16 protein-coding genes are annotated in these 13,714 nt (G+C 59.6%); 8 read left to right on the forward strand and 8 right to left on the reverse strand.

What is annotated here, in order from left to right; genetic code table 11:
• Positions 1-22: 22 nt before the first annotated feature.
• A complete protein-coding gene (locus ACM6IR_RS02040; RefSeq protein WP_414906239.1) occupies positions 23-334 on the reverse strand; it encodes an Mpo1-like protein in 312 nt (103 codons plus the stop codon).
• Between the two features lie 160 nt (positions 335-494).
• On the opposite strand from ACM6IR_RS02040, the gene ACM6IR_RS02045 reads away from it, so the two are divergent.
• Positions 495-1,556 (forward strand): AraC family transcriptional regulator, encoded by a 1,062-nt coding sequence (locus ACM6IR_RS02045; protein WP_414906156.1) that lies wholly within the window; start codon positions 495-497, stop codon positions 1,554-1,556.
• Here the strand turns inward: ACM6IR_RS02045 and ACM6IR_RS02050 are convergent.
• Positions 1,513-2,967, reverse strand: a complete 1,455-nt coding sequence (locus ACM6IR_RS02050) for a TrkH family potassium uptake protein (protein ID WP_414906157.1) — start codon at positions 2,965-2,967, stop codon at positions 1,513-1,515. The genes ACM6IR_RS02045 and ACM6IR_RS02050 overlap by 44 nt on opposite strands.
• 119 nt (positions 2,968-3,086) lie before the next feature.
• Here ACM6IR_RS02050 and ACM6IR_RS02055 point away from each other — a divergent pair, with 119 nt between their 5' ends.
• Positions 3,087-3,653 carry a nitroreductase family protein gene (locus ACM6IR_RS02055; RefSeq protein ID WP_414906158.1) on the forward strand — a complete coding sequence of 189 codons (567 nt, stop codon included), beginning with the start codon at positions 3,087-3,089 and terminating at the stop codon, positions 3,651-3,653.
• Positions 3,654-3,766: 113 nt separating this feature from the next.
• Here ACM6IR_RS02055 and ACM6IR_RS02060 read toward each other — a convergent pair whose 3' ends face one another.
• From ACM6IR_RS02060 to ACM6IR_RS02085, 6 genes are all read right to left on the reverse strand, one after another.
• Positions 3,767-5,107: an ATP-binding protein gene (locus ACM6IR_RS02060; protein WP_414906159.1), complete on the reverse strand. Its 1,341-nt coding sequence runs from the start codon at positions 5,105-5,107 to the stop codon at positions 3,767-3,769.
• 202 nt (positions 5,108-5,309) lie between these two features.
• The gene (locus ACM6IR_RS02065) at positions 5,310-5,759 is read right to left on the reverse strand and encodes a Spy/CpxP family protein refolding chaperone (protein WP_414906160.1); all 450 of its coding nucleotides are present in this window, start codon (positions 5,757-5,759) and stop codon (positions 5,310-5,312) included.
• A 324-nt stretch (positions 5,760-6,083) separates the two neighbouring features.
• Complete coding sequence (locus ACM6IR_RS02070) at positions 6,084-6,761, reverse strand: response regulator transcription factor (RefSeq protein ID WP_223547441.1); 678 nt, start codon at positions 6,759-6,761, stop codon at positions 6,084-6,086.
• A 7-nt stretch (positions 6,762-6,768) separates the two neighbouring features.
• On the reverse strand, positions 6,769-7,182 hold the full coding sequence (locus tag ACM6IR_RS02075; protein ID WP_414906161.1) for a translation initiation factor 2: 414 nt from the start codon (positions 7,180-7,182) through the stop codon (positions 6,769-6,771).
• Between the two features lie 110 nt (positions 7,183-7,292).
• A complete protein-coding gene (locus ACM6IR_RS02080) occupies positions 7,293-7,592 on the reverse strand; it encodes a YciI family protein (protein ID WP_110967016.1) in 300 nt (99 codons plus the stop codon).
• Between the two features lies 1 nt (position 7,593).
• A complete protein-coding gene (locus tag ACM6IR_RS02085; protein ID WP_414906162.1) occupies positions 7,594-8,190 on the reverse strand; it encodes a septation protein A in 597 nt (198 codons plus the stop codon).
• 87 nt (positions 8,191-8,277) lie between these two features.
• Between ACM6IR_RS02085 and ACM6IR_RS02090 the strand changes: the two genes are divergently transcribed.
• The 6 genes from ACM6IR_RS02090 to rluB all read left to right on the forward strand — a co-directional run bounded on the left by ACM6IR_RS02090 (position 8,278) and on the right by rluB (position 13,382).
• On the forward strand, positions 8,278-9,141 hold the full coding sequence (locus tag ACM6IR_RS02090) for a PHP domain-containing protein (protein ID WP_414906163.1): 864 nt from the start codon (positions 8,278-8,280) through the stop codon (positions 9,139-9,141).
• Positions 9,142-9,154: 13 nt separating this feature from the next.
• On the forward strand, positions 9,155-9,784 hold the full coding sequence (locus ACM6IR_RS02095) for an L-threonylcarbamoyladenylate synthase (RefSeq protein ID WP_414906164.1): 630 nt from the start codon (positions 9,155-9,157) through the stop codon (positions 9,782-9,784).
• A 60-nt stretch (positions 9,785-9,844) separates the two neighbouring features.
• Complete coding sequence (locus tag ACM6IR_RS02100; RefSeq protein WP_414906240.1) at positions 9,845-10,603, forward strand: segregation and condensation protein A; 759 nt, start codon at positions 9,845-9,847, stop codon at positions 10,601-10,603.
• Between the two features lie 11 nt (positions 10,604-10,614).
• Positions 10,615-11,595 carry an SMC-Scp complex subunit ScpB gene (scpB, locus tag ACM6IR_RS02105; RefSeq protein WP_414906165.1) on the forward strand — a complete coding sequence of 327 codons (981 nt, stop codon included), beginning with the start codon at positions 10,615-10,617 and terminating at the stop codon, positions 11,593-11,595.
• A 141-nt stretch (positions 11,596-11,736) separates the two neighbouring features.
• The gene (locus ACM6IR_RS02110; RefSeq protein ID WP_414906166.1) at positions 11,737-11,928 is read left to right on the forward strand and encodes a DUF1289 domain-containing protein; all 192 of its coding nucleotides are present in this window, start codon (positions 11,737-11,739) and stop codon (positions 11,926-11,928) included.
• A 155-nt stretch (positions 11,929-12,083) separates the two neighbouring features.
• On the forward strand, positions 12,084-13,382 hold the full coding sequence (gene rluB, locus ACM6IR_RS02115) for a 23S rRNA pseudouridine(2605) synthase RluB (protein ID WP_414906167.1): 1,299 nt from the start codon (positions 12,084-12,086) through the stop codon (positions 13,380-13,382).
• Positions 13,383-13,714 lie beyond the last annotated feature (332 nt).

The raw sequence follows: 13,714 nt of genomic DNA on the forward strand, positions 1-13,714 counted from the left end.
TTCCTCGTGTGACTGATTGCACCTAGAACGGCACGCGACCCAGAATCATGTCGCGGTACATGACGAAATCGCCGATCAGGCTGTAAAGCGGATGTTGGAAGGTTGCAGGACGGTTCTTCTCGAAGAAGAAATGACCGACCCAGGCAAAGCTGTAACCGGCCAGCGGCAGGGCCCATAAGAACAACCACGCGCCTACACCGACTGTCAGGGCCAAAATGAAGATGACCAGCGTCGTGCCGATGAAGTGCAATCGTCGGCAGGCGCTGTTGCTGTGTTCGCTGAGGTAATACGGGTAGAACTCAGCGAAGCTGTTGAAGCGCTTGATGTTTTCCACGACTGCCATCTCTGTGGTTGCTGTTATGACTGCAACTTGTTCTGCGGGGAGCTTATTTGAGTCTAGAGTGAACAGTGGCATCAGCCAGTGACAATAGGCGCCACTTTAGTATCCTTCGGAAATTTGCCGCGGTAGACGGCTCATCAAGACAGTAAACGCCATGAGCGAACGAACGACTTCTGCAAGCTGGGCGATGGGGATTGTCAAAGCACTGGAGATGGACGGCCTGGATTGCCGGGTTCTGTTCAATCAACTGGGGCTCGACTACGCGTCGCTGGATGATCCGGACGCACGCTTTCCTCAAGATTCCATGACGCGACTCTGGCAGCGCGCGGTCGAGCTGTCCGGCAATCCGGCGATTGGCCTGAACATGGGCAAAGTGGTGCGACCGGCCTCTTTTCATGTGGCAGGTTACGCCTTGATGTCCAGCCAGACCCTGGCTGAAGGCTTTCAGCGACTGGTGCGTTATCAGCGGATCATTGCCGAAAGCGCTGACCTGAGTTTCCGGTTGTTGGAGGAGGGCTATGCGCTGATTTTGACGGTGCATGGCGATCACCTGCCGCCGACCCGGCAGAGTGCTGAGGCCTCACTGGCCTGTGCGCTGGCGCTGTGCGGCTGGTTGACCGGACGCACCCTGCAACCGCGCAAGGTGCTGGTGCAGGGCGATCAACCCGCCAATCTCGAACCCTACAAGCAAGCGTTCCATGCGCCGTTGGTGTTCAACGCGCCTTACGATGCGCTGATTTTCGAATGCGCGGACATGGAAGCGCCACTGCCGACCGCCAACGAGGCGATGGCGCTGCTGCATGACCGTTTCGCCGGCGAATACCTGGCCCGGTTTTCCGAGTCCCGCGTGACCCACAAGGCGCGCCAGGTGCTGTGCCGGTTGCTGCCCCAGGGCGAGCCCAAGCGCGATACCGTGGCGCAGACGCTGCACCTGTCACAACGCACCTTGCAACGGCGTTTGCAGGAAGAAGGCACGAGCTTTCAGACGTTGCTGGACGACACCCGACGGGAATTGGCTGAGCAATACCTGGCGCAACCGACCATGACGCTGCTGGAAATTGCTTACCTGTTGGGGTTCGCCGATCCGAGCAATTTTTTCCGCGCCTTCCGACGCTGGTTCGACGTCACTCCCGGCGAATACCGGGTGCGGCTAATGGCGGCACCTGCGTTGGTCAGTGACGCCAGAACGCCGGAATACACAGCACAAACACCGTGATGATCTCCAGTCGGCCCAGCAACATGCCGAACGACAGAATCCATTTGGCAGCATCCGGCAGGGTGGCGAAGTTACCGGCCGGGCCAATGGTCTCGCCCAGTCCCGGACCGACGCCGGAGACGGTACTGGCCGCGCCCGTGAGGGCGGTCATCCAGTCCACGCCAAGCAGCGACAGCAGCAGCGCGATCACGCAGATGGTGATGGCAAAGAAGAACGAAAACGTCAGGATCGAACGCACAATCTCTTCGTCGAGACGGTGACCGTTGTACTTCTGTTTGATCACCGCGCGCGGGTGAATCAACTGGTTAAGGTTGGCCTTGAGCAGAATGTAAGCGACCTGGAAGCGAAAAATCTTGATCCCGCCGGCGGTCGAACCCGAGCAGCCCCCCACAAAACCCAGATAGAAGAACAGCATCAACGAGAAATTGCCCCACAGGCTGTAGTCCCCCAGTGCGAAACCTGTGGTCGTGACGACCGAAGTCACGTTCAGCGCCACGTGTCGCAACGCGTCCAGCCAGTGCATCTTGGTCGTCCACCAGTACCAGGTGCCCAGCACCAGCCACGTCACCAGCAACATGCCGAGCAAGCCTTGCACCTGCTGGTCCTTGATCAATGCTCGACGGTTACCGCGCAAGGTTGCTACGTACAAGGTGAATGGCAGGCTGCCGAGAATCATGATGACAATCGCTACCCAGTGCACCGCCGGTTGTGTCCACTTGGCCAGGGACTGGTCGGAGGTGGAAAAACCACCGGTGGAAATCGCCGACATCGCGTGGTTGATCGCATCGAACGGGCTCATGCCCGCCCACCACAGTGCGAGACTGCCCAAAATGGTAATGCCGACGTAGGCCGCCACGATCAAACGCGCCACCATGTGCGAACGGGGCATGACCTTTTCGGAACGGTCCGACGACTCGGTCTGAAACAGCCGCATGCCACCGATGCGCAGCATTGGCAGAATGGCGACCGCCATGCCGATAAAGCCGATGCCTCCGATCCAGTGCAGCAAGGAGCGCCACATCAGGATGCCGGGAGACATGGTGTCCAGGCCGCTGAGCACGGTGGAACCGGTGGCCGTGATGCCGGACATGCTTTCGAAGAACGAGTCGGTGTAGCTCATGCGCTGGGCCAAGAGGAACGGCAGCGCGGCGAAAATGCACACCACCAGCCAGCTGCTGACGGTCAGCAGGTACATGTCTCGCGGACGCAGGTGAATGTGTTCGGGGCGTCCGGGGATGACCAGGGCCAAACCGGCGACAAACGTGATCATGCTGGCCCAGAGAAACGACGGCAGGTCGCTGGTGCGATCGAAGATCACCAGTGTGGCCATGGGCACGACCATGGCGATGGCCAGGGTTATCAGGAAGATGCCGATGATGAAACCAATGATCCGTAAGGTCGGCAACGCCATGAGGTCCGCTCGGGCTGTAGGGAAGGGCGCCATTCTACCTGCGGGACTGGGCATGTAAACCGGCATGCCGGTGCTGGATACCGCTAGAATAGCCGGACAATTTTTTCAGGAGGTAGCCGATGCAGGCTCTCGACGCTTTGCTCAACCGTGTTTCCGTCCCGCGACTGCTGGAGCCAGCACCGACCGCAGAACAACGCGAGGTGCTGTTTGCCGCCGCGATGCGTGCGCCCGACCACGGCCACCTGCAGCCATGGCGGTTTTTGACGGTCGAAGGCGCAGCGCGTGAGCAAATGGGCGAATTGCTGGCCGAGGCTGTGAAATTGCAAGGCAACGAGGTGTCCGAAGCGGCGCTGGACAAGGCTCGCAATGGTCCGCTGCGCGCGCCGCTGGTCGTGGTGGTAATCGCGCGTTTGCAGGATCACGTCAAATACCCGAAGTCCGAGCAATTGCTGGCGGCTGGCTGTGCGGCCCACGGGATTTTGCTGGCGGCTTACGCGCAAGGCATTGGCGCGGTATGGCGTACGGGTGAGCTGGCTTATTCGGCACATGTCGCCAAAGGATTGGGGCTGGCGGAAGGCGAGGAGGTGATTGCGTTCCTTTACCTGGGCACGCCGCAGAAAGAACCGCGAGTGCCGGAGAAAGTCGATCTCGCTGAATTCGTCAGCGCCTGGCCCGGTAAAGCCTGAAGATCAAAAGATCGCAGCCTCGTTTCACTCGTCAGCTCCTACAGGTGTACACATAACCCTGTAGGAGCTGACGAGTGAAACGAGGCTGCGATCTTTTTGCATCACCACTGTTCTTACGGTTGTACAACAGCCCCCGGCACCAACGGTAATTCCAGGCTGGCAACAAACCCGCCTTGCGGATGATTGGCCAATACCAGGCTCCCGCCATGCCGCTCCGCCGCACGACGTGCAATCGCCAGTCCCAGACCATGCCCGGCCGCCGTCTGCCCAGGCGCCCGATAAAACGGTTCGCCTAGTTGATTCAAGTGCGCGGCGTCTACCCCCGGCCCATGATCACGCACACTGACCACAATCCGCTCACCCTGATGCACCGCCTGCAACTCGATCGATTGCCCCACCGGGTTGAACCGTTGAGCATTGCGCAGCAGGTTGTCCACGGCGCGCTCGATCATTGTCGGCCAGCCTTTAAGGCTCAGGTGCGGTTCTGCATCAAGGTGAACGTTTTGCTCTGGCGAACCTAGCTGAGCATCCTTTTGCAGCGAGTTCAGCAACGCATTCAGATCAACGTCTTCGGCGCTGGCGTTGTCGGCGTCGACCCGCGCCAGTACCAGGATTTCGCTGATCAATGCTTCGAGCCGGTCACATTCGCGGGTGAGGCGCGGCCAGAGTTTTTCCCGTTCCTCAGGAGTGGCCCGTTCGGCCAATGCCAGCGCGATGCGCAGGCGAGCGAGGGGGGAGCGCAATTCGTGAGAGACATCCCGCAGCAATTGCCGCTGACTGCCAATCAGGCTTTGCAGGCGCGCACCCATGCGGTTGAAATCGTTGGCCAGCACGCCGAACTCATCGCGGCGGTTCGCCAGTTTTACCAGGCTGTTCTGCTGATAGGTGGTTTGCCCAAGATCGTGCACCGCACCGCGTAAACGGCTGAGGGGACGCGTGATGGAAAGGGTCACGAGCAAGCTGAACAGGGTCAGTACCACCAATGCAATACCCAGCGCACTCAATGGCCAGAGCAAGCTTTCGCGATGCCATGCGTCCAGTTCCGGGTGCGGAATGCGATAAATCAGAAGGTAGGTTTCACCGGTTTTTTCGCTGGTGTACTCGGCGGTCAGACGACGCCATGGCAGGCGACGGTCGTCGTTATTCTGGCGCGCTTCGAAGGCGGCCGCACGGCGCGGAAAGGTGCCGCGTACCACCGGGTCGCCGCTCTCGTTGAGGACTTGAACGTCGATGTGATACTGGCGTTTGCGCTGCTCGAGAATGTCCTGGGCGGCTTCCTCGCCTTGGGCTTCGTAGGTTTGCGTCCATTCTTGGGCCAGGGTGTTGAGTCCAGGGTGGCGACTGAGAATCCACGCGTCCTGGTTGAGCATGTGCCCGAGGAGAATAGAGAGACCTGCAACCAGGGCGATGGCCAGCCAGAAGCTGGCCAGAATACGCCAGAACAATGAGCGCACAGAAAATCCTCAAACAAACGCAAAATCCAATGTAGGAGCGAGCTTGCTCCGGGCAGCGTTCCGACGAAAAACGAATGGACGAAACGTGCTGTCTGATGCTGCGCGTTATCGTTGACGTCCATCGCGAGCAAGCTCGCTCCTACATTGGATTGAATGGCAACAGACCCAACGGGGTTTAGCCGTTGGGTCTGGACTTAGCGCATTATTGCGCTTTTTGAGCTTTTTGAGCTTTCCAGGCCTTGAACTCAGCCCATTCGGCGCGGCGCTCAGCCTGTTTTTTCTGGATCTCGTCGAATTTCTTCTGTTGATCCGGTTTCAGCACGGCGCGCACATCGGCTTCGGCTTTCTGATGTCTGGCGGTCATTTCGTCTTTCAAGGCTTTCTGGTCGGCCGGGGAGAGTTTCTCCAGGTATTTTTCGACCAGTTGTTTGCGATCATGCATCTGTTCGCCCATGATTTTGCGGATCTGCTCACGCTGTTCGCGGGTCAGGTCCAGCTGGCTGTACGGGCCGCCTCTACCGTGCTCGTGCATCTGACCGCCGTGGCGCGAGCCGTCCATCGAACCGTCCATAGGGCCGGAACCTTCAGGCATTGCCATGGCAACGGTTGGCAGAGCGGCAGCGAACATCAGAGCGATAAGAGTCTTGCGCATGGTGAATCTCCTTGTCTCGTTCCCGGTACGTTCCGGATGAGTACAGACTACCGAGATCAAGGTCAGCGGCGGTCAGCGGAGCGTAAAGCTTGGGTAAAGACGATTTTGTAGCGGCCTGACAAATCCACCACTTTGCCGCCCAAACGCAACCTCCGTAGCAGCTGTCGAGCCCCAGCGAGGCTGCGTTCGGCTGCGCAGCAGTCGTGAAATCAGACGCTGCGGTTCGTCAGGAAAACCGCGTACTTTGGGTTTACGACTGCTGCGCAGCCGAACGCAGCCTCGCTGGGGCTCGACAGCTGCTACGGAGCCGATGGATCGTGGGCTTCAGAGGCTGTAGTAATAGCCACGACTACGCAGGGCAACGATGCGGGGGCGGCCGTCGGGGTGTGGGCCGATTTTTTTTCGCAGGTTGCTGACGTGCATGTCCAGGCTGCGGTCGTACAGGGTCAGCTTGCGGCCGAGGGCGATCTGCGCCAGTTCCTGTTTGTCCAGCGGTTCGCCGGGTTGCTTGAGCAAGGCTTCGAGCAGTCGGCTTTCGGAGACGGTGAGGGTGAATTCCTGTTCATCGATACTGACCACGCCGCGCACCGGACTGAAGCACAGGTCGCCCAGTTCCATCTGGCTGGACACCGCCGCCGGATGGCTGCGGCGCAATACCGCGCGCAGGCGGGCGGTCAGTTCCCGTGGGTCGCACGGTTTGGCCAGGTAGTCGTCGGCGCCGAGCTCCAGGCCGAGGATTCGATCCAGCGGTTCGCCGCGGGCCGACAGCATCAGCACGGGCAAGTCCGGGTGATCACTACGCAATTGCTTGAGCAGCTCCAGGCCGCTGCCGTCTGGCAACATCACATCCAGCACCACGGCCGCCGGCGCAGTTTGCGCCAGTGCGCGACGGGCGCTCTGGCCATCATGGCAGGCGCGAACCTGGAAACCTTCCTGGCTCAACCAACTGCTCAGGAGCTCACAGAGCTCCTGGTCATCATCAATTAATAACAGCTCGCTCATTACTCACTCAATTTAACCATTGCCGACGTTTTCGACTTGCACCACTGGCGAAGATACCGCAGAGCAGGGCCAATAGCGCAACCCCGCCACCGATGACGAACCATTGCTGCTGATCCGTCAACAGGCGTGGCAGTGCATTGCTGGCCTGGGTTTCCTTGAGTTGCAGCTTGAGGCGCTGATTCTCCTGGCGCAACCCGCTCAGTTGGGCGCTTTCGCGTTCACCATCGGTATTTTGCAGTTGTTTGCTCAATTCTTCTCGTTGCTGTTCGCTTACCTTCAAGCGCTGTTGCAACTCGGTGATCTGGCTGCCTGCGCTCAAGGACAGCGGTGTCGAACCACTGCCATTGGCGCTTTCTTCACCATGAGCGGGAGCCGCGATCGACAACGTCACCCACATCAGACACAACAGACCCTTGCGCATCGCGACTCCTGATTCCAATCGAATTATTGGGCAGGTTGTCGGCCGGCAATCGGGAATAATGAGCGATTGGGCGCACGATGAACCGACAAGGTCCATCGTGCGGGGGGATATTACGGCAGGACTTGCTTGAAAGGCTTGACCGAAACGTTGGCGTAGACGCCTGCGGCGATGTACGGATCGGCGTCGGCCCAAGCCTGGGCGGCGCTCAGGGAATCGAATTCGGCGACGATCAGGCTGCCGGTGAAGCCGGCAGCACCCGGATCATTGCTGTCGATCGCCGGGTGTGGGCCGGCCAATACGATGCGACCTTCGCCTTTGAGCACTTGCAGACGCTCAAGGTGCGCAGGCCGGGCGGCCAGGCGGGCTTCCAGGGAGTTGGCGACGTCTGTGGCAATGATTGCGTAAAGCATGTCAGTCCTCGGTTTTTGGCGTAGTGGTCTCGGCGTCGTGCAGGTGGCGGGACAGGTAAATGCCCTGGCCGACCAGGAACAGCAACGTCATGCCCAGGCTGCCGAAGACTTTGAAGTCGACCCAGTAACTCTGGAACGTGAACGCGACGAACAGGTTGGCGGCACCGCAAAACAGGAAAAACGCAATCCAGGCGATGTTCAGGCGGCTCCAGACCCCGTCTGGCAGGGTCAATGCGTGACCCATGATGCGTTTGATCAGCAGTTGATCACCGACGAAGTGGCTGCCGATGAACGCCAGGGCGAACAGCCAGTTGACCACAGGGGCTTTCCACTTGAGGAAAGTCTCGCTGTGGAACGCCAGCGTCAGGCTACCGAAGACCAGGCAGGCGATAAGGGTCAGCCATTGGCTCTTCTCCAGCTTGCGCTGCTTGATGAAGAGCGTGCCGTACACCACGAGGGAGCTGAAGATCAGCATCGCGGTGGCGCTGTAAATGCCACCTACCGTCAACTCATGACCGGCGATGTCGACGACCCGTGGATCGAGCTTGTAGACAATGAAAAACAGCAGAAGCGGGATGAAATCGATGAATTGTTTCACAGTGGCAGCCAGAAGCAGGATGTGGCGGCATAATAACAAACATATGGGCGCGCGATAGCGCCAGCTGATTTGAGGTAACACATCCCTGTGAATGTTGATTTGCACTGCCATAGCACGGCCTCCGATGGCGCTCTCGCGCCTGCAGTTCTGGTTGCGCGTGCGTTCGAGAAAGGCGTGCAAGTCCTGGCCTTGACCGATCATGACACCCTCGAAGGCCTCGATGAGGCCCGCAGCGCTGCGACGGCGCTGGGTATGCAACTGGTCAACGGCGTCGAGTTGTCCTGTACCTGGGGCGGCGCGACCATTCATGTGCTGGGCTACGGATTTGATGTCGATGCCGCACCGTTGGTCGAGGCGATTGCAAAATTGCACGACGGCCGCTGGCTACGGTCCGAAGAAATAAGCCGCAAGTTGGCGTTGAAAGGCATGCCGGGGGCGCTCGACGGCGCACGCAAAATCCAGCAGGAGCTGGGTGACAGCGGCAACGCGCCGGCCCGTCCGCATTTCGCCGACTGGATGGTGCGCGAAGGTTTCGTCAAGGATCGCGCCGAAGCGTTCCGCAAATGGCTGGGCGCCGGCAAGTTGGGTGACGTCAAGCAACATTGGCCAACCCTGGAAGACACGGTTGAAACCCTGCGAGCCGCGAAGGCCTGGGTCAGCCTGGCGCATCCGTGGCATTACGATTTCACTCGCAGCAAGCGTCGTCGCCTGATTTCTGACTATATTCAAGCGGGAGGCCACGCGATCGAAGTAGTCAATGGCCATCAGCCTGCCGAACAGGTGGGCAGCCTCGCGATTCTTGCCCGCGAGTTCGGTCTGCTGGTTAGCGCCGGCAGTGATTTTCATGGCCCTGGAGGCTGGTCCGAGATCGGTGAATACCGCCCGCTCCCGGAGGATCTGCCGCCACTATGGTGTCGATTCAAACATGACCCAATTATTGCCGCCGTCTGAACAGGTAGAGAATGTGAGTCAATTTTTCCAGATTCATCCGGAAAACCCGCAAGCGCGCCTGATCAAACAGGCTGTCGAGATCATCCGCAGCGGCGGGGTGGTGATTTATCCCACGGACTCGTCCTATGCCATTGGTTGCCAGATCGGCGACAAGAATGCCGTGGAGCGCGTGCGCCGGTTGAGACAGCTGGATGAAAAGCACAACTTCGCGCTGATTTGCAGCGACCTGTCGCAATTGGGGCTGTTCGCCAAGATCGACACCGGCACCTTCCGCCTGCTCAAGGCGCACCTGCCGGGGCCTTACACCTTCATCCTCAACGCCACCCGTGAAGTCCCTCGGCTGTTATTGCACCCGAAAAAACGCACCATCGGCCTGCGCGTGCCCAGCCATCCGATTGCGTTGGCGTTGCTGGAAGAACTCGGCGAGCCGTTGATGAGCGTAACGCTGATCATGCCAGGCGACACCGACCCGTTGACCGACCCTTTCGAAATGCGTCAGTTGCTCGAGCACCAGGTCGAGCTGATCATCGACGGCGGTTTCGGCGGGATCAAGGCATCCACCGTGATCAACCTCGCCGACGGCGAGCCGGAGGTCATCCGCGTCGGTTGCGGTGACCCGACGCCGTTCATGGCCGAGGCTTAGATGTCTGCAGTAGAATCTGTCGACAGTCAGGCCGGAGCCCAGCAAGAGCTGCCCTTCGCCATGGTCTATGGCCAGGCGGTCATGGAAATGCCGCTGGACCTGTACATCCCGCCGGATGCCCTTGAGGTCTTTCTCGAAGCGTTCGAAGGCCCCCTCGACCTGCTGCTGTACCTGATCCGCAAACAGAACATCAACATCCTCGACATTCCGGTGGCGGAAATTACCCGTCAGTACATGGGTTATGTCGAGTTGATGCAGTCGGTACGCCTGGAGTTGGCCGCCGAATACCTGGTGATGGCCGCGATGCTGGCCGAGATCAAATCGCGGATGCTGCTGCCGCGAGCCGAAACCATCGAAGCCGAAGAGGACGACCCGCGCGCCGAGTTGATCCGCCGCTTGCAGGAATACGAACGCTTCAAGGCGGCCGCTGAAGGCATCGATGGCTTGAGCCGGGTGGGCCGTGACGTGGTGGTGCCCAAGCTGGATGCCCCGCAAGCTCGGGCGCGCAAGCTGTTGCCGGACGTGAGCCTGGACGAATTGTTGATGTCCATGGCCGAGGTCCTGCGCCGTGGCGACATGTTTGAAAGTCACCAGGTCAGTCGCGAGGCGTTGTCCACGCGTGAACGCATGAGCGATGTGCTGGAACGGCTCAAGGGCGGCGGCTTTGTGCCCTTCGTCGAACTGTTCACCGCTGAAGAAGGACGGCTGGGGGTCGTGGTGACCTTTATGGCAGTCCTCGAACTGGTCAAGGAATCTTTGGTCGAGCTGGTGCAGAATGAGCCGTTCGCGGCGATCCATGTGCGAGCCCGAGCCGAATAACGAGTTGAATCATGAACCTGACTGAACCCCGCGAGCTGGCGCCCCTGCTTGAAGCCTTTCTGTTGGCCTCGGGAAAACCGCAATCTCTGGAACGCCTGTTCGAACTCTTCGAAGAGGGTGAGCGGCCAGAACCGCCAGTCTTCAAGAAAGCGCTGACGATTCTCGCCAAGTCCTGCGATGGCCGTGCCTTTGAACTGAAGGAAGTCGCTTCCGGCTATCGCCTGCAAATTCGCGAAAAGTTCTCGCCGTGGGTCGGACGTCTGTGGGAAGAGCGTCCGCAGCGTTACTCGCGCGCCATGCTCGAAACCATGGCCCTGATCGCTTATCGCCAGCCGATCACCCGTGGTGAGATCGAAGATGTGCGCGGCGTGGCGGTTAACAGTCACATTGTCAAAACCCTGCTGGAGCGCGAGTGGATTCGCATCGTTGGTTATCGCGACGTGCCCGGTAAGCCGGCGATGTTTGCGACCACCAAGGTCTTTCTCGATCACTTCAACCTGAAAAATCTCGACGACCTGCCTCCGCTGGCCGATCTGCGCGAGCTGGAGCCTGATCCGGTGCTCGACTTCGACGACGCGCCCGTGCCGGCCGGGCTGCAGGAACTGGCCGATGCCAGCGCCGAGCCCGAGGAGCCCAAGGAAGAGACCAGTTTCCATACGCTGTTGCTGGAACTGGACACCATGGAGGAGGGGCTCAAGACCGACTTTGATGATTTGTTACGTGATGGCGAGTTGACCCAGACCGACGAGGTTTTGGTACAGCCGGAGCCGGAAGTCGAAGTTGAGCATCGGGTCGAGCCCGAAGCCGACATCGAACAGGAGCAGGAGCAGGAAGACGACGTGCTGGGAGTCGCCGAAGCTCGCGAAAAACTCCTGGCTGCTGTCGCCGCCCTTGAGCAACACAAACCCGAGCCAGAGCTCAGTGACGAAGAAGCCGAAGCCCGGGCCCTGGCCGAAGCGATCGAGGCCGAACGCCGCGAATTCGATGACTAACCCCAACCCTGCGGACACTTGAAACCCACTGTAGGAGCGAGCTCGCTCGCGATGGTGTGTCAGGCAACGTTGTAGTCGACTGAAATACCATCGCGAGCGAGCTCGCTCCTACAGTGGATCATGAGTCAACGGGAGTAATTGATGAGCTCAACCAAAGATCCCTGCATCAGCCTCTGCAAATTCACCGACGACATTTGCCTCGGCTGTGGTCGCAGCAAGCGCGAGATCAGGGCCTGGAGGAAACTCGACAAGGATGACAAACGCACGGTCCTCGCCGAAGCCTCGCTGCGCTTGATCAAACTCGGCGCCACCGGTCGGCGGAAATCCAGGTAAGTCTTCATTCATCAACTAATCTCTGATGCGCGAACGCTCTCATGAGCGTATGATTCGCGACCCTCCGGCGATCCCTTCGCCCGAGATCCAGCTTTCAACTCTTCAGGACCCTCACTTCAGAGCTGCCTGAACAGACCACACCGGGAGGTGCCCAGATGAGTATCAACGACCAGAAAGACGACCAGGAAATCGGCCCAGCAGGCGAAAAACTGCAGAAAGTCCTCGCCCGTATCGGCGTCGGCTCGCGCCGTGACGTAGAAGCCTGGATCAGCCATGGCCGCATCAAGGTCAATGGCAAAGACGCCACCCTCGGGCAGCGCGTCGACATGCACGACGCCATCACCATTGATGGCAAGGTGATCAAGCGCGAAGAAGCCGCCGAGTCGGTACGCCGCGTGATCATGTACAACAAGCCCGACGGCGAAATCTGCACCCGTCTTGATCCGGAAGGCCGTCCGACTGTTTTCGACAAGATGCCGCGCCCGAAAGAAGGTCGCTGGATCAACATCGGTCGTCTCGACATCAACACTACCGGTTTGCTGATGTTCACCACCGACGGTGAGTTGGCTAACCGCCTGATGCACCCTTCCTACGAAATGGACCGTGAGTACGCGGTACGTGTCCGTGGCGAAGTTGACGACGAGATGATCGAGCGTCTGAAGGCAGGCGTCGTCCTCGAAGACGGCCCGGCCAAGTTCACCGACATCAAGCAGGCGCCAGGTGGCGAAGGCTTCAACCACTGGTACCACTGCGTGGTGATGGAAGGTCGCAACCGCGAAGTTCGTCGTCTGTGGGAATCCCAGGGCCTGGTGGTCAGCCGTCTGAAGCGTGTGCGTTTCGGTCCGGTGTTCCTCAACTCCGATCTGCCGATGGGCCGCTGGCGCGAAATGAGCCAGTACGAAGTCGACATTCTGAGTGCTGAAGTGGGCCTGACCCCAGTGGCCATGCCGCAGATGAATGCCAAGAGCAAAGACAAGCTTGATCGCATGCAGCGTAAATCGTCGCGTCCGATGGGTAAGACCGAGCGCGTGCGTTCGTTGCGTCCAGCCATCGGTAACCAGACCGCTGCTACACCGCGTGACTCCCGTGAACCGCAAATCGAAGGCGAGCGTCCAGCCCGCAAACCGGCAGCGCCACGCGCTGATGGCGAGCGCGGTCCACGCACGCCACGTCCGGCCAACGGTCGCACCGAGCGCGGCGAAAGCCGTGGTGCTCCGTCTGGTGGTCGTAGCGATCGCGGTGCTCCAGCCGGTCGCGGTGAGTCTCGTGGTGACTCGAGTCGCGGTACACCCGTGGCAGATCGTCCGTCCGACACCAAGCGCCCGGCCAAGCCAGCACCGAAGAAACGTCCTGGCATTGTCCTTGTCGACAAGGATGCGCCATCGGGCAAACGCCGTGGTGCGCCAGCCGGTTCGGGCCAGCGTCCGGGCTTTGGTCGTCGCAAGCCTGAGTAATCGGTAAGCGGTACCTGAAAAACGCCAACCTTCGTGTTGGCGTTTTTTTTTGCTCCGGATTTATCTCTGAGGTGTTCTTGAGGGCCACATCGCGAGCAAGCTCGCTCCCACAGGGGACCGTATCTTTCAGAAAACCCGCGAACCAATGTGGGAGCAAGCTTGCTCGCGATGGAGTCAGCGACTGCATCGCGGCACCCAGAATGGAAAACCAGCGTTACGGCGTGTAACGAAAATCTGACGAAATCCGCTGATCGCCCCCGTGGAATCGTCATCCCCCAAACGCTGTAAGAAAATACTTACGCCCATTACCTTTCCGGACTCTCTCCAGCGCT

The organism is Pseudomonas sp. IT-P253, from assembly GCF_949768125.1.
GTDB lineage: Bacteria > Pseudomonadota > Gammaproteobacteria > Pseudomonadales > Pseudomonadaceae > Aquipseudomonas.